The sequence below is a fragment of the Bacillus sp. UNC41MFS5 genome (assembly GCF_000686805.1).
On the sequence record NZ_KK366020.1, the window covers coordinates 114376 to 135301 of the forward strand.

19 protein-coding genes are annotated in these 20926 nt (G+C 41.1%); 9 read left to right on the forward strand and 10 right to left on the reverse strand.

The genetic code is table 11. From position 1 onward, the window contains the following. Positions 1-524: 524 nt before the first annotated feature. Both BR30_RS0129270 and BR30_RS0129275 read left to right on the forward strand, forming a co-directional pair. Positions 525-2447, forward strand: coding sequence for a beta-glucoside-specific PTS transporter subunit IIABC (locus tag BR30_RS0129270; protein WP_035446358.1), 1923 nt, complete (start codon positions 525-527; stop codon positions 2445-2447). A 61-nt stretch (positions 2448-2508) separates the two neighbouring features. After that, a complete protein-coding gene (locus BR30_RS0129275) occupies positions 2509-3969 on the forward strand; it encodes a glycoside hydrolase family 1 protein (protein ID WP_442853011.1) in 1461 nt (486 codons plus the stop codon). Positions 3970-4017: 48 nt separating this feature from the next. Here BR30_RS0129275 and BR30_RS0129280 read toward each other — a convergent pair whose 3' ends face one another. From BR30_RS0129280 to BR30_RS0129310, 7 genes are all read right to left on the reverse strand, one after another. Beyond that, positions 4018-4920: a FixH family protein gene (locus tag BR30_RS0129280; protein WP_026568140.1), complete on the reverse strand. Its 903-nt coding sequence runs from the start codon at positions 4918-4920 to the stop codon at positions 4018-4020. Then, a complete protein-coding gene (locus BR30_RS0129285; protein ID WP_026568141.1) occupies positions 4917-5594 on the reverse strand; it encodes an ABC transporter ATP-binding protein in 678 nt (225 codons plus the stop codon). Before BR30_RS0129285 ends, BR30_RS0129280 begins: the two co-directional genes overlap by 4 nt. Next, a complete protein-coding gene (locus tag BR30_RS0129290; RefSeq protein WP_026568142.1) occupies positions 5591-6388 on the reverse strand; it encodes an ABC transporter permease in 798 nt (265 codons plus the stop codon). Before BR30_RS0129290 ends, BR30_RS0129285 begins: the two co-directional genes overlap by 4 nt. Next, on the reverse strand, positions 6352-7692 hold the full coding sequence (gene nosD / locus BR30_RS34830) for a nitrous oxide reductase family maturation protein NosD (RefSeq protein ID WP_051633841.1): 1341 nt from the start codon (positions 7690-7692) through the stop codon (positions 6352-6354). Before nosD ends, BR30_RS0129290 begins: the two co-directional genes overlap by 37 nt. Next, a complete protein-coding gene (locus BR30_RS37075) occupies positions 7693-8262 on the reverse strand; it encodes a hypothetical protein (RefSeq protein ID WP_026568143.1) in 570 nt (189 codons plus the stop codon). A gap of 81 nt (positions 8263-8343) precedes the next feature. Beyond that, a complete protein-coding gene (gene nosZ, locus BR30_RS0129305) occupies positions 8344-10209 on the reverse strand; it encodes a Sec-dependent nitrous-oxide reductase (RefSeq protein WP_155928933.1) in 1866 nt (621 codons plus the stop codon). A gap of 17 nt (positions 10210-10226) precedes the next feature. Further along, complete coding sequence (locus BR30_RS0129310) at positions 10227-10682, reverse strand: c-type cytochrome (RefSeq protein ID WP_026568145.1); 456 nt, start codon at positions 10680-10682, stop codon at positions 10227-10229. A 240-nt stretch (positions 10683-10922) separates the two neighbouring features. Between BR30_RS0129310 and BR30_RS34835 the strand changes: the two genes are divergently transcribed. After that, positions 10923-11666 carry a Crp/Fnr family transcriptional regulator gene (locus tag BR30_RS34835; protein WP_051633842.1) on the forward strand — a complete coding sequence of 248 codons (744 nt, stop codon included), beginning with the start codon at positions 10923-10925 and terminating at the stop codon, positions 11664-11666. A gap of 36 nt (positions 11667-11702) precedes the next feature. Here BR30_RS34835 and bshB2 read toward each other — a convergent pair whose 3' ends face one another. The 3 genes from bshB2 to pdxK form a co-directional block, all read right to left on the reverse strand. After that, positions 11703-12374, reverse strand: a complete 672-nt coding sequence (gene bshB2, locus BR30_RS0129320) for a bacillithiol biosynthesis deacetylase BshB2 (RefSeq protein ID WP_026568146.1) — start codon at positions 12372-12374, stop codon at positions 11703-11705. Between the two features lie 29 nt (positions 12375-12403). Further along, a complete protein-coding gene (locus tag BR30_RS0129325) occupies positions 12404-12751 on the reverse strand; it encodes a YojF family protein (RefSeq protein WP_026568147.1) in 348 nt (115 codons plus the stop codon). 185 nt (positions 12752-12936) lie between these two features. Continuing rightward, positions 12937-13782: a pyridoxine/pyridoxal/pyridoxamine kinase gene (gene pdxK / locus BR30_RS0129330; RefSeq protein WP_026568148.1), complete on the reverse strand. Its 846-nt coding sequence runs from the start codon at positions 13780-13782 to the stop codon at positions 12937-12939. 262 nt (positions 13783-14044) lie between these two features. On the opposite strand from pdxK, the gene fdhD reads away from it, so the two are divergent. The 6 genes from fdhD to mobA all read left to right on the forward strand — a co-directional run bounded on the left by fdhD (position 14045) and on the right by mobA (position 20917). Then, entirely contained in the window at positions 14045-14821 is a 777-nt protein-coding gene (gene fdhD, locus BR30_RS34840) for a formate dehydrogenase accessory sulfurtransferase FdhD (RefSeq protein WP_035446359.1), read from the forward strand. 86 nt (positions 14822-14907) lie between these two features. Next, positions 14908-17886, forward strand: coding sequence for a formate dehydrogenase-N subunit alpha (gene fdnG, locus BR30_RS0129345; protein ID WP_081825642.1), 2979 nt, complete (start codon positions 14908-14910; stop codon positions 17884-17886). Further along, the gene (locus BR30_RS0129350; protein WP_026568151.1) at positions 17886-18707 is read left to right on the forward strand and encodes a 4Fe-4S dicluster domain-containing protein; all 822 of its coding nucleotides are present in this window, start codon (positions 17886-17888) and stop codon (positions 18705-18707) included. The genes fdnG and BR30_RS0129350 overlap by 1 nt, the downstream gene beginning before the upstream one ends. After that, positions 18700-19413 carry a formate dehydrogenase subunit gamma gene (locus tag BR30_RS0129355; protein ID WP_026568152.1) on the forward strand — a complete coding sequence of 238 codons (714 nt, stop codon included), beginning with the start codon at positions 18700-18702 and terminating at the stop codon, positions 19411-19413. The genes BR30_RS0129350 and BR30_RS0129355 overlap by 8 nt, the downstream gene beginning before the upstream one ends. Positions 19414-19495: 82 nt before the next feature. Further along, complete coding sequence (locus BR30_RS0129360) at positions 19496-20305, forward strand: formate dehydrogenase accessory protein FdhE (RefSeq protein ID WP_026568153.1); 810 nt, start codon at positions 19496-19498, stop codon at positions 20303-20305. Positions 20306-20320: 15 nt separating this feature from the next. After that, the gene (gene mobA / locus BR30_RS0129365; protein WP_026568154.1) at positions 20321-20917 is read left to right on the forward strand and encodes a molybdenum cofactor guanylyltransferase; all 597 of its coding nucleotides are present in this window, start codon (positions 20321-20323) and stop codon (positions 20915-20917) included. The last annotated feature ends 9 nt before the right edge of the window (positions 20918-20926 follow it).

Sequence of the window (20926 nt, forward strand, 5' to 3'; positions counted from 1 at the left end):
ATAATATAAGCGGAAAATCTTCCTTTATTTTCAAGGAAATATGGGCATTTCCCAATTTAAACGGAATTTTTTCGTTTATTTTTAAACAAAGTGAAAGTAACATTCAGTTATAACAGAAGCTTTAGAAAAAAATAAATGAAAGCGTTGACATGTTTATTTCATCGTGATATTATCAATGTATAAATTAAATACACCCTATCCTTTAGGGTTGTTACTGGTCGTGCAGGCAAAACCTAAATTGTCGTCTCATAACATTTGTTTGAGGCGTGCAATTTAGGTTTTTTTATATTCTTGAGACACTTTGATCCGGAAAAAGGGACTCGGGGTGGCTGCCTACCTGTAACGGTGTATTTCATTAAAAACTTAATAATATTTTACAGGATTGTTACTGGTTCGGCAGGCAAAACCTAAATTACTCAACACGTGAGGATTAGTTCCTTATGGTTGGTTAATTTAGGTTTTTTGTTTTCTTGGGACTGGAAGCGGATACAAATTTGGTTTTATAAAATTTGGAGGTGTTTTTAATGGCTAAAAAAGATTACACAGGATTAACAAGCAACATTCTAGAGTTAGTCGGTGGAAAAGAAAATATCAACAGTGTCTTTCATTGTGTGACAAGACTACGTTTTAAATTAAAAGATGAGAAACTCGCCAAAACAGAAGAGATTAAAAATTTAGAGGGCGTTGTAACCGTAATGCAGAGCGGTGGGCAATATCAGGTGGTTATTGGAAACCATGTACCTGATGTCTATGCGACATTCTTACAAGTAGCCAATATTAACGGAGCCGCTGAAAGTGATTCAGAAGAAACAAACAAAGCAGGCTTAGGTGCTAGATTTATAGATATGATTTCAGGAGTTTTTACTCCAATCCTCGGCGTTTTAGCCGCAACAGGTATGATTAAAGGTCTCGCTGCCTTAATCCTTGCTTTAGGCTGGGTGACAGCGACATCAGGCACTTATAACTTACTGAATATTGCAGGAGACGGTTTATTCAATTTCTTACCCATCTTCTTAGGTTACACAGCCATGAAAAAATTCGGTGGAACACCGTTTATCGGAATGGCCATCGCTGCAGCTTTGGTGCATCCAACATTGACAACGTTAACAGCAGGCGATCCACTTTATACACTATTTAAAGGTTCGTTATTCCAGTCTGATATTCGCATTACATTCTTAGGTATTCCAGTTATCATGATGAGTTACGCATCATCCGTTATTCCAATTCTTCTTTCAGCATTCTTTGCAACAAAAATAGAAAAAGGGTTCAAAAAAATCATTCCAGATGTTGTAAAAACTTTCGTTGTTCCATTTTTAACGATCATCATTATGGTTCCATTAACTTTCTTAGTGATTGGTCCCGTTGCTACATGGGCAGGTACTCTTCTTGGTGCAGCAACATTATGGGTTTATAAGTTAAGCCCTGTTGTAGCTGGTTTAATTCTCGGTGGGTTTTGGCAAATATTTGTTATCTTTGGACTTCACTGGGGACTTGTTCCGATCGCCATTAACAACTTAACAACATTACATTACGACCCAGTTCTAGCAACAACAGTTATGGTATGTTTCGCACAAGTTGGTGCCGTTTTAGCGGTTATGTTAAAGACAAAAAACAAAGGATTGAAGACACTAAGTTTTCCAGCTTTCATTTCAGGTATTTTCGGTGTAACAGAACCAGCGATTTACGGTGTAACATTACCACTTAAAAAACCATTTATTATGAGCTGTATTGGTGGTGCAGTCGGCGGTGGTATTATTGCTGCAACTGCAGGTAAATTATGGATGTTTGGCGGCATGGGTATTTTCGTTATCCCAACATTTATCAAACCTGGCTCAGCACTAGGTATGGCTGTCTACGGAGCTATCATTGCATTAGTTGCAGGTTTTGCCGTAGCATTTGTTTTAACATACCTATTTGGTTTCAAAGATCCAGCCAATAAAGAAAAAGCAACAACAAATGAACCAAAGAAAGAAAAAGTTTTTGATAAAAACCGTATGCAAGAGGTTGTAAGTCCTATTAAGGGGAATGTGATTCCATTAACTGAAGTGGAAGACGCTGCATTTTCAAGCGAAGCTTTAGGAAAAGGAATTGCGATTGAACCAACAGAAGGAAAAGTCGTTTCTCCAGTCAACGGTGTCGTAACCATGCTTTTCAAAACCAACCATGCTATTGGACTTACATCAGATAATGGCGTAGAAATCCTCATTCATGTGGGAATGGATACGGTTAAATTAGAAGGGGAATATTTTACTTCGCATATTAACCAAGGCGATCAAGTGAAAATGGGAGATTTGTTAGTAGAATTTGATATCGATAAAATTAAAGCGGCGGGTTGTGAAGTGACAACACCTATCATTATCACCAATAGCGGCGATTATGCAGAAATTAATCCAACAGCAAAAACAGCAATTAATCAGAAAGAAACATTATTAACGATTTGTGGTTAATTTTTAAAAAAAGAGATTCCGATTGTTAACAGTCGGAGTCACTAAAATTGGAGGAGGAATTATTATGTCAAAACAAACACGATTTCCAGAAGGATTTTTATGGGGCGGAGCAACCGCTGCTAATCAATTAGAAGGTGCCTATAATGCAGGCGGTAAAGGACTATCGATTTTTGATATGGTTACCTTTATCCCTAAAGAAGAACGTAAACACGACATTGAAATGGATGTCAGAAGTGAAGAAGAATTAGAAGCGTTATTAGCAGGCAATGAAGGGGACAACTTCCCTAAACGTCGTGGAATTGACTTTTATCACCGCTATAAAGAGGACATTGCGCTGTTCGCTGAAATGGGCTTTAAAACATTTCGGATGTCGATTTCTTGGCCGCGTATTTTCCCAAATGGGGATGAGTTAGTACCTAATGAAGAGGGTCTAGCATTTTACGACCAAGTTTTTGATGAACTATTAAAATATGGCATTGAGCCTTTGGTGACTTTATCTCACTATGAAATGCCGCTTCACTTGGTGCAAAAATATAATGGCTGGGCTGACCGCCGCTTAGTCGAATACTTTGTTCATTATGCGGAAACGGTATTTAATCGTTATAAAGGGAAAGTAAAATACTGGCTAACATTTAATGAAATCAATGTATCCACCATTTCACCGTATATCGGCAGCGGGATTCTTGTGGATCGTGTCGAGCATAAGGAACAAGCGGTTTATCAAGCTCTTCACCATCAATTTGTAGCAAGTGCACGGGCTGTCAAAGCATGTCATGAAATCATTCCAGATGCGATGATCGGCTGTATGCTGGCACGTATGGAAGTATATCCAGAAACATGCAGTCCAGATGATGTGTTAGCGGCGTTAGAAGAAGATCAAAAGAATTTATTTTTCACAGACGTTCAAGTCCGCGGCTATTATCCAAGCTATATGTTAAGCTATTTTGAAAAAAATAATATCCAAATTGACATGCTGCCAGGTGATGAAGAAATCCTGTTACAACATCCAGTGGACTTCTTATCCTTCAGCTACTATATGACAATGGTGACGAGTGGCGACCCTGATCGCTTAAAAGAAAAAGGAAACTTTTTCAGTGGAATTAAGAACCCTTATTTAGAAGCATCTGATTGGGGCTGGCAAATCGACCCTAAAGGCCTGCGCATTACATTGAAGAAAATGTATGACCGCTATCAAGTACCTTTATTCATCGTTGAAAATGGATTAGGTGCTTATGATAAGGTAGAGGAAGATGGTTCAATCAACGATGATTATCGGATTGATTACTTACGCGCCCATGTTGACCAAATGGGAGAAGCCATCAAAGATGGAGTAGAAGTAATGGGCTACACCAGCTGGGGCTGTATTGATTTAATCAGCGCAAGTACCTCAGAAATGTCTAAACGCTACGGATTCATTTATGTTGACCAAGATGATTATGGTAGCGGTACATTAGAAAGAAAGAAGAAAAAATCATTTGATTGGTACAAAAACGTCATCGCAACCAACGGCGAACAACTGTAAATAAGAAAAAGAGATTGGAGCTTCCAATCTCTTTTTTTTTGCCTTTTCTTACAGAATCTCAATCTTTAAAGAATTCACCTGTGAAACCAGCAGTTCTTCGTATTCTTTTTGAGCTTGGTAGTAGACCTCTTGTTCGCCGACTTTAGGGTTTTCCTTTTTAACTTTGTCAACTAAGTCCTTTTGGACCTTCTGGGACATGACTATCATTTGATATTGCTGCTTTTCTGTTGCCCAGAACTTCTCTTCGCCGTACTCATTGATCAGCTTTTTAGCTGACTCAAATTGATAATATTGTTCGCGCGCTTTATTGAGGGCTGCATCTACTTCCGTCTCCGTTGCTTTATGTCCCTTTTCATCCGCCAGTAACGCCATCGCACGGAGGCGGATGATTTGTGTTAATAACTGATTTTTGTCTTCAAGTGTTTTTTCCTGTGTATCTAAATAAGCGAGTTCTTCCTCTAACTGCTCACCCTTATATTGTTTCTGTGCACTCTCACGGTTGATTGCCAGCTGCAATTGGTTAATAAACTTATAAAAGCTGACATCCTCGTCAGTGATCCACTCGCCATTCACCTTGGCAACCCCTTTTGGCTTGGTCACGTTCAGTTCAATGACTTTCTCTGTCTTTTTCCCGTCCTTTTTAAGTGTAAACACGGCCTCATATTTACCGCCCATTGGCAAATTCACTTTGCCGGTATAGGTGCCATTTTTCCCTTCCTTAAGCTTGACATCAAAACTTCCATGATCCATTTCCGTCATCGCTAAGTGGGCAGATACATCCAGCCCTTTTCCCGCCTTCTTGTTTTCGGTTACTTTTACTTCAAAAGGCATGGCTGTATCCTTAACGAAATAAAGATCCTTCGTGACATCCACTTTATAGTCAGGGTCTGAACTGCATCCTGTCATCACGGCAATTAGAAGAAGGATGGAGAATATTACCCGTATCTTCATGAGCTGATTCCTCCTAAATTATGAGTTTGTAAAAACTCTTCTACTTTATATTTCTCCATTTTCCCATGATTCAAATAAGCCACATGGGTACATATCTGCTTGATTTCGTCCAGATGGTGCGAGGACAGCAGAATCGTCTTATCCTGAAGGGAACTTAGTACATCTAAAATTTCTTTTCTTCCAAGCGGGTCAATACCACTCGTCGGTTCATCAAGAATAAGCAGGCTTGAATCTTGATAAAGGGTGATCGCTAGACCAAGGCGCTGCAGCATCCCTTTCGAGTACTTCTTGACTTGTTCATTGCGGTCATCCCACAAGCTGACCGAGCGAAGCACCTGCTCGATTCGTTCCTGGTTGGCAGTCTTCGTTACCGCCTCTGCAAAGAACGTCATATTTTCCAATCCTGTCAGCATTGGATAGAGCATAAATTTTTCCGGCAGATAGGCTATTGCTTTTTTCCACTCCTTATTTTTCTTGTTCACGGCAATCCCATTTATCAAAATTTCCCCTTGTTTGACCGGAAGCAATCCAAGCAAACTATTGATGAATGTCGATTTTCCGGCACCATTGCGGCCAACCAGGGCACAGATTTCATTCCGGTTAATGTCTAGATTGATTGAATCTAGGACCGTTTTTTTTCCGAATGATTGGTTTAAATTCTTTACGTTGATCATTCGTAACCCTCCTTACGATTGAATACAATCGCTGTGAAAAATGAAGCGATGAGCCAGAACAATAGATTTCCGAGCAAGAAGAATACTGGCTTTGTCCACATAAACGCTTGTAAGAGTCTCGACATATGGCCGAAGGAATATACCCCCGTGCCTGTTTCTAAAAACATTCGAACAGCCTGAAGCGGATTTAAAAAGTAGACTGAAGAAAATAGTTTCACATTTTCATGTGTTACATCAGGTAAGAACGATAGCAAGATAAAATCATGTAAAAAGAAAAAATAGAACCAGACAAAGATTGTAAATCCTAATATCTGCATCCTCGAGCGGCTGATGCTGCCGATTGCGGCGCCCATTTGCAAGAAGACGAGGCTCATACAAACAATCGCTGCCACAAAGATGAAATAACTTTTCATATCTAGTTGAAAGTTAAATTTTAATAGTAACAAATAGACGAAAAACCAAGTAATCAGCGGGACAAGGACTACTGTATAGAGTCCCAGGCTTTTTTTGAGTAGGAAGCTTCCGTAATGGTCTGTCTTTGTCAGCAGCATAATCAATGTCTTTTGTTCCTTTTCTTGAAAAATCGAAAACGCCCCGATAAATAAGCATAGAATCGGAATAAAATAGATAATCGTATCAAACAGGTTAATTAAGAGCACATAAAAGCCTTTATCAAATGAAAGGGCTGAGGAACGAAATAAAATCGCAATCGAAATCAGAACAATAATACTTAAACTTAGCCAAAGTCCTTTTCCTCTTATATTTTCCTTCCATTCCTTCCAAATGTAATGCATAGTAGGTGTCTCCCCTTTAGTAAAATCCCCACAATTAGCAAGGTGGCAATAAGGAAAATTGCTTTCGAATGGATTCCTTTTGACGTTGTTATTGGGTGTGGGTCATGAAACATGATAGATTCCTTTGTCAGCACCGCGTTCATTTTTTCATAAATCTTCAATGCGGGACTTTTTAAAAATAAATAGGATAATTCTTGATCTTCCATTAGTTGATATAAAGAAGAACGATAGGTTATTGGAAAATCCCCAATGTGGTCTTGGTCTAAATCGGTGATGGGGAACGTGCTGCCCCAGTCATTCCCTTTGCCATCCTTGCTCCAGGAATTATTCTCACTATTTCCGCCAAGAGTTACTGCAGGAATCGTATTTTCGGTAATTTGGTTTAAGGTGAAAACTTGATCATTGGAACTTGACCACAGTTCAATTCCGATTTGGTTTTGAACGATTTTGTTGTGGCGAAATTCGTTTCTGGTCGCTTGATCAATGTACATACCGCGTTGGTTCATATAAAAGGTATTATCGGCAATATCATTGTCATTGGCTTGGAGAAGCAATAATCCAAAGGATTGGTTGCCATAGTTCACGACAAATTGGTTATCCTCGAGCTTCAAATGGTTCGAGTTCATAATCGCTGCGCCACCGGTATTCATCGTGAATATATTTTTCTTGAAAATGTTCTCGTCGGAATACATGTAATGCAAACCATATCTTGTGTGGCTAATATTATTTTCATAGCTTTTATTGTTGTTGGCATATTCAAAGAACATCCCGTCCCGGGTGCCTTCAATCGTATTTTTTTCTAGCAGATTATCATTGGCATAATAAACGTGAATCCCATTTCCCTGGGACGCAATTTCGCCTTTTCCCAGGCCCTTAATCTGATTGGAACGAATGGTATTATGGTGCGCCTGGCTTAAATAAATGCCGTGAAAGGAGTCGCGGATGATCATATGTTCAACGACATTGTTGTTTGTGTAAATCTTAATGGCCGCGTATTCCTCAGCTGAGTTCCGGTTCATACCTCCATGCATGACAGTTAGGTGGCTCAGTTTTACATTAGGGGCCTTAATGGAAATGACATTCCCGGTTCCGTCTCCTTTGATTACGGTCTTTGTTGAGCCAATAATCGTTATCGGTTTGTTGATGACAATATCGCCCTGGTACGTTTTATTTTCAAGCCTCAACACCGCCCCTTCTTTCAGGCTGTCGATGGTTGCTTGTAATGGTTCGGCTGCCAGCTTTTTCTCAGGGCTCATGACTAGCAATAGAGAAAAAATGAAAGATAAGAGCGCAAGTTTTTTCATTTACTTTCGATCCTTCCATAACGGAATGAGTAAGAGGATAAACGCAGCGATCACCAAGTATGCTCCAAGGCCAAGCAGACTGTTGGTATGGAAGTTCGCCACTGTATTATGACCTAAAACAGGTGGAACAAAGGGATCCATTTTTATCGGAGCCTCGGGACTTAGATTGGTACCAAACTTTTTCAATGCATGTTGAAGGTCATAAACACCCAGTCCGCCGCCAATCACAAATATGCCAATCAATCCGTATAGAACTGATTTTTTTCGGAGCAGGGCGGTTAAAAGAGTAAGAGCGGCTAATCCTCCTACTAGATAAGGTAAATACGATAATTCAGGGAAGTTTTTTTCACTGAAGTTCGCCATACCAATATAGTGGTTAAGCCCATTAACAATATCAATTTCCCCTGCAAGCTTATTCGGATACACAATGATATTTAACCCTTCTGGATATTGGGGAGCAACAAAGACCATTTTCCACCATGGGAAAAATAATGAGATGACAATTAAAATTGTTGAAGTAACAAGCAATAATGAAGAAACCACTGATAATTTTTTTGCTTTACCTTTCATGTTAACATCGCCTTTTTTATGATATCTTCGCTAAACGGAGAAGGGTATCAATCTTTTTCATTGATACCCATCACCAACATATTATTTCTTAGGTTTTACAAGGAAGTACCCGTTCATTTCTTGGTGTAGTGCTGAACAGAAATTTGTACAATAAAGTGGGTAGGTTCCAGCTTTATTGGCGACAAATTCCATTGTGTTTGTTTGTCCAGGCTGAACTTCCATGTTTAAGTTATAGCTGTTGATGGCAAATCCGTGTGTAATATCCTCATCAAAATCAATATTTGTCAGATGAATCGTAACATGATCTCCTTCATTTACTTCAATCACATCAGGACGTTTTGCTTTTGCATCAAAGATGAATTTCGAACGCATCGCGATACCATATACATCGACTTTGTTGCCATTGCGGACGATTTTCGTATCACTTTGCTTGTAAACTGCTTCTTTATTTTTTGTATCCTTTGGATAGACGTTAATCGTTTTAATCTTATCTGCTTTAATCATTTGTGCATAGTGTGGTTCAGGGTCTACTGGTGAAGATTGGATTACTTTCATTTTGCCGCTGATATCAATTAACTGCATCGATTCAGGGTGGGATGGCCCAACTGATAAGTAACTGTCTTTGGCAATTTTATTTAGAGCAATGAGCCATTTTCCATCCGGTGCCACTGTGTCACCTTCTGCAGCAACAGAGTGTCCTGGAGAATATTGAACAGGGACACGATCTAATGTTTCACCTGTTTTTGGATTCCATTTCACAACCTCAGAGGAAATGAACATTGTTGTGTAGGCCATGCCTTTGTCATCAAATTGCGTGTGTAGTGGTCCTAAGGCGTTTTCAGGGTTTACTTCTCGTTCCATGACTGATTTGTAATTTAGGACAGGAATCCCGTTACGTTCCCCTGCGAAGTCTTTGTTTGCTACCGCTTTAAATGCTTTTTCAAATGAGAATACAGTCATCGTCGGTGCTAATTTTCCAGAAGCGATAAATTGCTTACCGTCAGGTGTTACATCGACACCATGTGGTGATTTTGCAACAGGAATTAAGTAAATGCCGCCTTTTTGCTTTTCAGGATAAATCATTTTTTGTCCGCCTACATTTTCGTACTTGCCTTCCTTTACCATTTTCGCGAGCTCTTTCCAGTTAAAAAGAACAATATAGTCACGGTCTGCTTGTGATGCATTAATTTCTTGGTTTGTTGTAGCTTCCTCAGTATTATAAGTTGTCATAACAGCCCAATCAGCTGAACTCTTCTTACCTGCATCTGAAAGGTCATACGACCATGGCGGAAGAGCAACTTGATAAGCAATACCTAACTTTTGATTTTTTTCATCAAAGGTTACAGCTGACATTACGCCGCGGTACTCTTTACTATAGTTTTCGAGTGATTCATACTTCTGGCCAACAGGAACAGCGAATCGAGTTGGTAAGAACATGTACTCTGTATTTTCAGTAACGAAAGCCGCACAGTGTGGACCAGCCGTATTTGGAACCGAAATGATGTCTTTTGTCGTAAATGTTTTAAGGTCAACTACAGCGGCGCGGCTGTTTCCGACATCTGTGGCAAACATATATTTACCGTCATAGTCGCCTTTTGTTTCCGAGAAGGCTGGATGGTGAAGATCTCCCCATGTATAGCCACCCATCATTTTCTTGGAATGTTCATCGAAACCGTAGCCTGTTGCTGAATCTTGCGAAAATACTGGAATTGTTCTGATTTTCCGCATCGATGGAACTCCATAAATGAACATTTGACCGGAGTGGCCGCCGGAAGCAAATAGATAATAATCATCTTTTTGGCCGAATGGGACATATACCTTTTCGGCATCACTCTTTGTACTTGAAGCTGCTTCGGTATTCGTCTTAGCTGAGAAATCTGCAAACGAGATTGTTGCTGCAACAAACCCGGCTAAGAGTCCCGATGCAATCGGAATCCATTTTTTCATTATATACACCACCTTTTTTATTTTTCAGAAGCTTGTTTAAGTAGGTCTAATACTTGCTTACGTTCTTCATCGGATAACGGATTTTTGCCAATCACGCCTGACATGACTGCAGAAGTAGGTGCTTTTAAGAATTCTTCAATTGGCTTGCCATGCTTACCTTCTACGTTTACAAACGCTTGGGAAAGGTCTGGGCCTACTGCTCCACCTGTAATATTTAGAGCTTCAACACTGTGGCAGCCAAGGCAGCCTTTCTTGTTAAGGATGTTATCCTCATTGGCAGAAACCGTTGTTGCTTCTTTTGAATCGGTCGTTGTTTCTTCTTTAGCAGCAGTTGTTTCTGTCGTTTCTTTCGTTTCTGTTTGTGCCACTTGAGGCTGTTTTTCGGAATCCCCCATGATCACGCCAAACACTAAGTAGCCTAATCCAAAGCCGAGTAATGTACAAATAACAAAACTAATAATGGCTTTATTCATCATTTTCCCTCCTTTTTCTCAAATGAACATCTTCATCCTAAACGCTTCCATTTGAGAAAAATGTGACCTGCCGCACACCTTTTTTGTAGTTTTTGAACGTTTTGTGAAAGGGCTTTGTATCAAGCGATTTGAAAAAATGAACGTTTTGTGAAATTTGTCACTATATCAAGTGACGGTGTTCTTTACAATAAAAGGTAAGTGTTCATCAAAAGGGGATTTTTATAAAGGGTGGTGAAAAGGATGATTCAAGTCGATTGTTTAAAAGATCCGAATCTAGCAGTCTATCAACAGGTTGTCCAAACAGATTTACTTCGTAAAATTGTCATTTTTAAGGATCTATCGGAGAAGTCTCTAGCAATTATTGAAAAAAGGATTCATATGCTGGAGTTGAAAAAAGGGGAAAGGATCATTTCTGAAGCGGAAGTGGCCAAGGGGGTTTATTTTGTTCATACCGGTGCGGTGAAACTAACAAAGCAGGATGAACAGGGCAATGAAATTATTGTCTGTGTGAAGCAACAAGGGGATTTGTTTGCAGAGGCTTGTTTGTTTACAAAAAGGACAGAATACTACCCGGCAACTGCGACCATGCTCCAGGACGGGAAGATTTTATTTTTAGATAAATTGGAAATTGAGCGGGATTTGTTCAACCATCCTGAACTATCGATTCAAATGATCAGTTATATGAGTGATGCGCTCCGGGAAATGACCTCACAATTACGAGACGTTGCTCTGCTCGACGTGTATGCGAAGACAGTTAAGACGCTAGAGCGCCTCGGAAATAAATTTAATAATGGCCTGAACAGATGGGATATAGAGATTCCCTTGACCATTCAGGAATTTGCCACCGTGGTCGGAACAACGCGGGAAAGTGTCAGCCGCGTTTTCTCGAAGTTAAAAAAAGATGGCATCATCGAAATGAAATCACGGAAGATTATTATTCGGGATTGGTGTACGCTGTGCACGTTGCTGCATCGGGAATATTGACATGGAAAAAGCCCTTCGCTATGAAGGGCTTTTCGTTTATTTATCAAATTTATAGGTCCAAAACCGTTCATTATTAATCCACTTCATCACTTGCGGGTCTTGATTTTTTAACTTCTCTTCCATCCCCATAAACATTTGCTCGGTTTGCGAACGGTGGGCCTGGATGGCGGCCATTTTTGTTTTGGCCACAGGGCTAATGTCATTAAGAATATCTGGTTCCCCAAGCTCATCAACACAATTGTTCGAGAATGCGACACAGTGTAAGGTTGGCCGTGCGGCTGGGCTCATTTTTTCAACGGCACGAATGACCGCCGCACCAGTGGCATCATGATCAGGGTGGACCGAATAGCCCGGATAAAACGTAATAACAAGAGAAGGATTAACTTCCTCAATCAAGGCTAACATTTGGTTGGCGAGTTTCTCTTCATCTTCAAATTCAATCGTTTTGTCACGGAATCCGAGCATACGCAGGTCTTGAATGCCCAGTACCCGCGCCGCTTCCTTCAATTCTTCTCTTCTAATCTTCGGCAGATTTTCACGATTGGTAAACGGGGGATTTCCCATGTTGCGTCCCATTTCACCTAACGTTAAACAGGCATAGGTGACAGGGGTTCCGTTCTGCACATGAGTCGCAATGGTGCCTGACACCCCAAATGCCTCATCATCAGGGTGAGGGAAAACAACCAATACTTGGCGTTCTTTTTCCATAAATTCTTCTCCTTTCGGGCCTTGCATTCTTATTCAAAAGGGGTGCTGGAAATCTCCAAGGCAACCGCTAGTTTTCCATCATGGTCGTGACCGGCTAATAAGAGATGATTGTCCTCATCGATTTCGTAATGAGTAATCCCTTCTGCGTAAATCCAGCCAAGCTGAATCTTCAACCCAACCCGAAACGGGCCATTCCCTGTTATTTTCCCTAATTCATAACGGACATGGGCATTGCGAATGAATGCACCTGCCGAAAAGAAGGATTGATCGTTATGTGAAGCGTAGGCACCGTTGGTCGTTTCAAGGTGTATGTAGACATCTTTATTAGCAAAGCTGTTAATGGCATCTTGTGCACCTTTTACATCAATAAGTTCCAAAATGCAGCCTCCTTTCCATCATTAATTTTGAGATTATGTCTAATGTCTATTTTAGTTAATAATGTAACTATCATACTAAAATCAGGTAAAAAATGCGAAACTGGTGCCTGACACCATGAATGACCTCAAAAATGACACCAAATTAAAGAAGAGTCGATCAACTGATCGGCTCTTCTTCGCTTTTCTTATTCCACACAATCCTCGCAGTACTCGGTAACAGCTTTCTCTCCACTGCGGTAAGCCCCATGCCAGGTTGGTCCGACGTATTCGTTTAGACGGAAACCTTGCTGGATGGCTGCTGTGATAAATTCTTTTGCGACATCGACCGCATCATAAACGGATTTTCCTTTTGCTAATTCCGCTGTTATCGCTGATGAGTAGGTGCAGCCCGCCCCATGAGTGTAGGTCGTTTCAAATTTATCCGACTCATAAAGCATAAATTCTTTTCCATCATAAAGCAGATCGACGGCTTTTTCTTCAGATTCGAGCTTGCTGCCGCCTTTGATCAATACGAATTTTGCTCCTTGTTCGTGGATTTTTTCAGCCGCTTCCTTCATTTCCGCCACGGTACGCGGTGTTTTCATGCCCGCCAACTGTCCTGCTTCAAATAAATTAGGAGTCACAACTAAAGCACGTGGTAATAGAAACTCACGCATCGCATCAGTGGTTTCCGGATTTAAGACTTCATCTTCGCCTTTACAAACCATAACTGGGTCAATCACCACACGCTCCAGCTTGTTTTCATCAATTTTTCGAGCCGCTAATTCGATAATTTCCACTGTCCCAAGCATGCCTGTTTTCATCGCATCGATTCCAACTGAAAGAATGGTTTCAAGCTGAGTCTCTAGCGTATCAACAGCAACAGGGAAAACGTTATGGTGCCAATGGTTCTTTGGGTCCATAGTCACGATAGATGTCACTGCCGTCATTCCATAAACGCCTAGTTCCTGAAAAGTCTTTAAATCTGCCTGCAAGCCTGCGCCGCCGCTTGTATCAGAACCAGCTATTGTCATTACTTTTTTGATAGTCATATGTATGTACTCCTCCTTTAATTTTCTGCTCTTAATTATTATAGAACATTTTTTTAAATTTAACAGGGTCACTAAATAATCGATGCATATGGTCAGTTTGAGTCAATAGTTGACAATCCAATGACAAATACGTCTATAGTCCTATTTGCACTCATTTCTAGTGACAATTGTTACTTTCGAAAAACGGAGGCGGAAGTACGATTATAGTAAAAATGTAAGGAAACCCCAAGAATATGCAGTATTCCTGTGAGGAGGGAAAGCAATGAACCGTAAAGGTTGCCCTGATGAATATCCTATCTCCTTGCTGATTAACGGTTACGAAATCGCTATTTTTCAACTAACCAAATACAACCTGGACGATTGGACATATGGATATTTGTTTTCTGAGGGATTCATTCAGGATGCAAATGAAATTGATTCGATTGTGATCAATGAGGAATTAAGCACGATTAACGTGACGCTCCGTATAGATTTTGACCAGGAGCAGTTCTTTTCGAAAAAGAAGCATTACACCGCAGGCTGCGGCCGAGGGGTCACGTTTTTTTCGATGACAGATGTGAAGAATTTTATGAAAATAACTTCAAAAGTTAGCTATCAATTAAGCTATCTGTTAAAAAAACGAAGTGAATTCGCTCAAAGATCGGAATTATATCTTGAAACCGGCGGCATGCATGGTGCTTGTATTGTCGATGAAGACGGCAGGATGACCATTCGCGAGGATATTGGCAGGCACAATGCCGTGGATAAAATAATTGGATACGCTATCAAAAATCACCTGCAGCCCGAGCGGTTAATGTTACTAACAACCGGCAGGGTTTCCTATGAAATGCTCTCCAAAGCCGCAAAGTTTGGCTTTCCTGTGATTGGTTCGCGCACGGCGGCAACAAAGCAGGCCGTGCAGCTGGCTAAATACTTAAATCTTGAGGTGGTTGGCTATTTACGAGGAAAGATGGCGACGATTTATACCACAGCAGGCAGAGTCACTAACGATCTCACAAGCGAGTTTGATGATATGAGAAGCATTGAAGGGGGGAATTAACAACACCATTCAATGACAAGTAAACAATAGAGAGAGAAATAGAGATATTCTAAACAATCTTGGGAAGGAGAATGATGATGGTTGAATTGAACCTGAATCGTCGGCAATTTTTAAAGCTGTCAGGCGCGACTGCTGCCACATTAGCGGTTGTTGAATTAGGCTTTAATGAGCAAAAAGCCTATGCGAAATCAAAGGACTTTAAAATTGCCAAAGCTACTGTAACACCAACCATTTGCTGCTTTTGCGGTGTAGGATGCGGAATCCTCGTTCACACCAAAAACAACACCGTGGTTTATACGGAGGGGGATCCGGATAACCCGATTAACGAAGGAAAGCTTTGCAGCAAAGGGACAACATTAAGACAGCTTTACACCTCTGAAAAACGGATGACCAAACCACTTTATCGTGCCCCGGGCAGCAGTAAGTGGGAAGAAAAAAGTTGGGAATGGATGATTGACACAATTGCCCAGCGTACAAAAGAAACAAGAGATTCTTCTTTTGTTGTAACTGAAAATGGAATTACTGTAAATAAAACAGAAAAAATCGCTAGCCTTGGCGGTGCGGTACTTGATAACGAAGAAACGTATTTAGTGTCAAAATTAATGAGAGGGCTTGGGATTACGTATTTAGAACACCAGGCACGAATATGACACAGTTCTACGGTTGCCGGTCTGGCACCTTCATTTGGTCGTGGCGCAATGACAAACCATTGGAACGACTTACAACATACGGATTGTGCACTTATCATGGGAGCAAATCCTGCGGAAAACCATCCAATTAGCTTTAGATGGTTAACAAAAGCGAAAGAAAACGGCGGAAAAATTATCAGCGTGGACCCGCGTTATACTCGTACTTCTGCAGTATCTGATGTTTATGCACCGCTTCGTTCTGGAACAGATATTGCCTTCTTGGGCGGTATGGTTAAATATGCAATCGACAACAATCTTTTCCACAAGGATTATGTTGTTAATTATACAAATGCTTCGTTTATCGTAGCAGACACATTTAGCTTTAATGATGGCCTTTTCTCAGGTTATGACGAAGCTACACGCGTGTATGACAATACAAAATGGACAATTGCAACAAATGAAGATGGAACTCCGAAAAAGGATCCATCATTACAGAACCCGCGTACTGTTTTCCAATTAATGAAGCAGCACTATTCTCGTTATGATATGGATACAGTATCAGAAGTAACAGGTACACCTAAGAAAGATTTATTAAATGTTTATAAGACGTTCTGTGCAACAGGTCAAGTTGGTAAAGCAGGAACGATTCTTTATGCAATGGGTACAACTCAGCATACAGTTGGTTCACAAAACGTTCGTGCCTTCGCAATCATCCAAATGCTTTTAGGTAACATGGGCTTACCGGGCGGCGGAATCAACGCAATGCGCGGTGAATCAAACGTACAAGGTTCAACAGACTTTGGTTTACTATGGGATAACCTTACAGGTTACCTTGGGGTTCCAAAAGCAAGCGTTCCTGAACACGCAACACTTGAAGGTTATTTGAAAAAAGAAACACCGCCAACAGGATTCTGGAGCAACAAACCAAAATTTGTTGTCAGCTTATTGAAAGCTTGGTATGGCGATAATGCAACAAAGAAAAACGAGTTCGGTTATCAGTTCCTACCAAAAGGCAACAAAAACTACTCGCATATTAACTTATTTAAAGCAATGTACAACAAGGAACTAGAGGGTGCTTTCCTTTGGGGAACAAACCCAGTTGTCGGTGGTCCAAATGCTGGTAAAGAAAAAGAAGCATTAGGCAATCTGAAATGGATGGTTGCTGTTGACCTTTGGGAAACAGAAACGTCCGCCTTCTGGAAAAAAGAAGCGGGCAGTGATCCATCAAAGATTAATACAGAAGTATTCCTCCTTCCTGCATCAGCTTCGTTTGAAAAAGAAGGAAGTGTTTCAAACAGCTCACGCTGGATGCAATACCGCTGGAAAGCAATCGATTCAAGGGGCGAAGCAAGACCAGACCTTGACATTGTCCATGAACTAGCACTTAAACTTAAAAAGCTCTATGCGAATAGTCCGAAAGCTGCAGATAAGCCATTCTTAGCTCTTACTTGGAACTATGGAACAGGCGCGGCACCAGATCTTGATCTTGTCGCAAAAGAAATCAATGGATATGACTTAAAAACTGGTAAACTACTACCAGGCATTCTGGCCATCTTAGATGACGGAACAACAGCAAGCGGAAACTGGATTTATGCAGGCTTCTATCCTGAAGAGGGTAAAAACCTTTCCAAACGCCGTGATAATAAAGATACAGGTAATGCGAACTTCCTTAACTGGTCATTTGCTTGGCCGGCAAACCGTCGTATTCTTTACAACCGCGCTTCTGCTGATCCAAGTGGTAAGCCATGGAGCCAAGAAAAAGCGGTTATCTGGTGGGATGCAGCAGCGAAGTCTTGGGTTGGTAACGATGTTCCTGACTTTAAAGCGGTTCTTTCACCAAGCGAACCAGGCGGTACGGGCGCATTCATGATGAATAAAGATGGTGTCGGCTTATTGTTCGCACCAACAATGAAGGACGGTCCATTCCCTGAACACTATGAGCCATTTGAAAGCCCAGCTAAGAATAAATTCTCATCAGTAGAATTGAACCCTGCGGTTGTCATTAATGACGGCGATTTTAACAAAAAAGGCTTCAAGGTTGACTTCCCGATTGTCGCGACCACGTACCGTGTCGAAGCACACTGGCAGTCAGGATCGATGACTCGTAACCAAGAGTGGCTTTCCGAAATTGCTCGCTATATGTTTGTTGAAATAAGTGAAGAACTGGCCAAAGAAAAAGGCATTAATAATAAAGACAAAGTCATTGTTACTTCTGCTCGCGGCGAAATCACAGCCTATGCCATGGTGACGAAACGCTATAAACCATTTACCGTTAGAGGCAAAAAAGTGCATCAACTAGGGATGCCTTGGAATTTTGGATTTAAAGGATATGCCAAAGGAGATATTGCCAACCGCCTGACTCCACATATTGGGGATGCCAACACAATGATTCCAGAATATAAAGCATTCCTTTGCGATATAAGGAGGGCTGACTAATGGCTGAATTTGTAAAATATGTTGACGTAACCAAATGTGACGGCTGTAAGGCGTGTATGGTGGCTTGTAAAAACTGGAATGACCTTCCTGCTGAAGAAACGAAATTCCAAGGAAGTGTGCAGTCACACCCGAAAACAAGTGCCGATACATGGAATGTGCTTCAGTATATTGAACATGAAAATGGCAAGGGAGATTTAGAATACCTTTTCCGCCATTCATCATGTATGCATTGTAAGGAAGCAGCATGTGAAAAGGTTTGCCCGGAAAATGCTATCAGTTATTCTAAATTTGGCTCTGTTATCATTGATCAGGATAAGTGCGTAGGCTGCGGCTATTGCGTCGAAAACTGCCCGTTTGAAGTCATTTCTTTAAAAACGTACAAAGATAAAAACGGCAAAGAATACAGAAAGTCACAAAAATGCACGATGTGTACTGACCGTCTGGAAGAGGGCTTACAGCCTGCCTGCGTAACAACCTGTCACACAGATGCGATGCAATTTGGCAAAAAAGACGAAATGCTTGTAAAAGCACAAAAACGGTTAGCTCAAATTAAAGAGCGTTTCCCAAATGCTAATATTTATAATCCACAAGGTGTAGGCGGTACGCACACGATTTATGTGCTGGCTGAAAAGCCAAGTGTCTATGGACTTCCAGAAGCACCTAAGGTACCAACTTCTGCTGTACTTTGGAAAGACTATGCACAGCCAATTGGAAAAGCAATGATTGGGGCGACCACGATGGCGGTTGTCGGAGCCTTTATCACCAATAGTATGCTTAGTAAACGAAAACATGAAGAAGATGGAGGTGGCAGCCATGAGTAAAAAGCATCCGAAAGCTAATGTAAAAGTACGTCGTTTTTCGAAAGCATTTGTTTGGGCACATGGTGTTAACGCTATTTCCTTCTTTGCGCTGTATATTACTGCACTACCGATGTACACGGAGTTCTTTGACTGGCTCTACCCGATCTTGGGCGGTCCGGCCAATGCCCGTTTGCTTCATCGCATCTTTGCGGTAACCTTTATGACTCCAACATTTATCTGGGTTATCTTTGACTTCAAAGGCTTTACACTTTGGACGAAAGAGCTCGTGACGTGGAAAAAACGCGACCTGCAATTCTTTACTGAATTTGTGAAAGAGCTATTTGGCTTTAATTTTAAACATATTAGACAATCATTCTTTAACGCTGGTGAAAAAATCAACTCGCTGATTCAAATCTTCACAGCAATCTTGATTATCGGTTCCGGTTTCCTTATGTGGTTCCCGCAGTTCTTCCCGCGGGCTGTCGTCCAATGGGGATACTTCCTGCATAATGTCGGCTTTGGTTTAGCGATTGCGGTGATTATCGGACACGTATACCTGAGTGTCGTTCACAAAAACTCACGTCCCGGCTATTCTGGTGTCGTCTCCGGTGAAGTTCCAGCTTGGTGGGCAAAAGAGCACTATCCAGACTGGTATGATGAAGAAGTCAAAAAAGGCAACTTCCCTAACCTAGACGATCCAAAGCATAAGAAAAACAAGGGCGCTTAATCCGCCTAATTTTGATAAAAAATGGAATGGCTGTCGTACTTTAGGCAGCCATTCTTTACTAACTGAAAGAGGTGCACCATCTATGATAAAGTCCGTTGTTTCAAATGAATATCAGGATCTTCAAAAGGAAATAGTTTTACTTCAAGATAAATGGAAGCAACAGATTGGCTCGGAAACAATTAAACCAACCTTTGATAAAGCTGCAATGGAAGCAGGTGTGCCTGCTGCCGCATTAGCGACTATTGATTTTGAAATTCCCCTATTCATACAGTGTGTGGAGGAAATAAATACAATATTATTAAACTATGATCCTGAACTTGAAACAAAGCTTGCAGGCATTAGCGGTCTGCTAACAGAAGATACGATGATCCGTTGGATTGAAGAGGCTTTGTCATTCAACCATCAATATTTTATCGATTTTGCTGAAGAAAACGGGTTTGAAGAATGGATTCCCCATTTTCTTGCAGAAACAGCCCTCCGTCCCTATTTACAAAAAGCAGCCGAAATAATTCAACCTGAGATTACCCATGCCATCTCAGGCGCTGGCTGTCCTATTTGTGGAGAACCTGCCCGTTTAGCTACAATTGAAGAGGATGGCAAAAAAATGATTCATTGTCCGCGCTGCCTTGTTCATTGGAATGCGAAACGCTTAGAATGCACTCATTGCGGTAATGAAGACCATAAAACAATGAAGTTCCTAACCATTGAAGGCGATGCCGTATCACAAATGCAAGTTTGCGAAGTCTGTAAGGGCTATATTAAAATTATTGATACACGCCAATATATTGAAAAGCCCTCGGCTGCCTTACTGGATTTGAACTCGATCCATTTAGATTATGTGGCACAGGACAATGGCTATCAAGCAGCGGGCGAGGAAAAAGATATAAATTAAGAGGGTGCAGGGTTGATGAAGGCTGGGGCTATTATTTTATCAGGTGGAAAATCAAGCAGGATGGGCACCAATAAAGCCCTTCTAAAAATAAACGAGAAAACGAACATTGAGAGAATTGCAGATGCGCTAAACCTGTCGTTTAATGATATAATTCTTGTAACCAATCATCCTGAAGACTACCAATTTTTAGAAAAGAAGATGGTTTCAGATCATTACCCTGGTCAGGGGCCGCTGGCAGGAGTACATGCAGGCCTGCTGTCTTCGTCGTATGAGACGAACTTTGTCGTAGCTTGTGATATGCCATTTGTTTCCGCGGAACTTGCCGAAATGCTTGTCAAAAAAAGCGGGGGTTATGATGCCGTCATCCCTGTCATTCATGGAGTCCAGCACCCATTGTTTGCTGTCTTCCAAAAAAGAGTATCGGACGTGGCAGCACAAAGTATTGAAGCGGGACAACTTCGGATGAAACATTTGCTTGATCGCTTAAATGTCCTGTATGTAACAGAAAAAGACCTTCAGGCATACAGCAGCATCGATTTAGAACGAGTCTTTTTTAATATGAATCACCCAAATGAGTATGAAGACGCTAAAAAGTGGGCGGAAGATAGATAAGGGGGAAAA

Coding starts and splice junctions, on each gene's coding strand:
- BR30_RS0129270 (WP_035446358.1), top strand. CDS start 525: ATGGCTAAAAAAGATTACACAGGATTAACAAGCAACATTCTAGAGTTA.
- BR30_RS0129280 (WP_026568140.1), bottom strand. CDS start 4,920: ATGAAGATACGGGTAATATTCTCCATCCTTCTTCTAATTGCCGTGATG.
- BR30_RS0129285 (WP_026568141.1), bottom strand. CDS start 5,594: ATGATCAACGTAAAGAATTTAAACCAATCATTCGGAAAAAAAACGGTC.
- BR30_RS0129290 (WP_026568142.1), bottom strand. CDS start 6,388: ATGCATTACATTTGGAAGGAATGGAAGGAAAATATAAGAGGAAAAGGA.
- nosD (WP_051633841.1), bottom strand. CDS start 7,692: ATGAAAAAACTTGCGCTCTTATCTTTCATTTTTTCTCTATTGCTAGTC.
- BR30_RS37075 (WP_026568143.1), bottom strand. CDS start 8,262: ATGAAAGGTAAAGCAAAAAAATTATCAGTGGTTTCTTCATTATTGCTT.
- nosZ (WP_155928933.1), bottom strand. CDS start 10,209: ATGAAAAAATGGATTCCGATTGCATCGGGACTCTTAGCCGGGTTTGTT.
- BR30_RS0129310 (WP_026568145.1), bottom strand. CDS start 10,682: ATGAATAAAGCCATTATTAGTTTTGTTATTTGTACATTACTCGGCTTT.
- BR30_RS34835 (WP_051633842.1), top strand. CDS start 10,923: ATGATTCAAGTCGATTGTTTAAAAGATCCGAATCTAGCAGTCTATCAA.
- bshB2 (WP_026568146.1), bottom strand. CDS start 12,374: ATGGAAAAAGAACGCCAAGTATTGGTTGTTTTCCCTCACCCTGATGAT.
- pdxK (WP_026568148.1), bottom strand. CDS start 13,782: ATGACTATCAAAAAAGTAATGACAATAGCTGGTTCTGATACAAGCGGC.
- fdhD (WP_035446359.1), top strand. CDS start 14,045: ATGAACCGTAAAGGTTGCCCTGATGAATATCCTATCTCCTTGCTGATT.
- BR30_RS0129350 (WP_026568151.1), top strand. CDS start 17,886: ATGGCTGAATTTGTAAAATATGTTGACGTAACCAAATGTGACGGCTGT.
- BR30_RS0129355 (WP_026568152.1), top strand. CDS start 18,700: ATGAGTAAAAAGCATCCGAAAGCTAATGTAAAAGTACGTCGTTTTTCG.
- BR30_RS0129360 (WP_026568153.1), top strand. CDS start 19,496: ATGATAAAGTCCGTTGTTTCAAATGAATATCAGGATCTTCAAAAGGAA.
- mobA (WP_026568154.1), top strand. CDS start 20,321: ATGAAGGCTGGGGCTATTATTTTATCAGGTGGAAAATCAAGCAGGATG.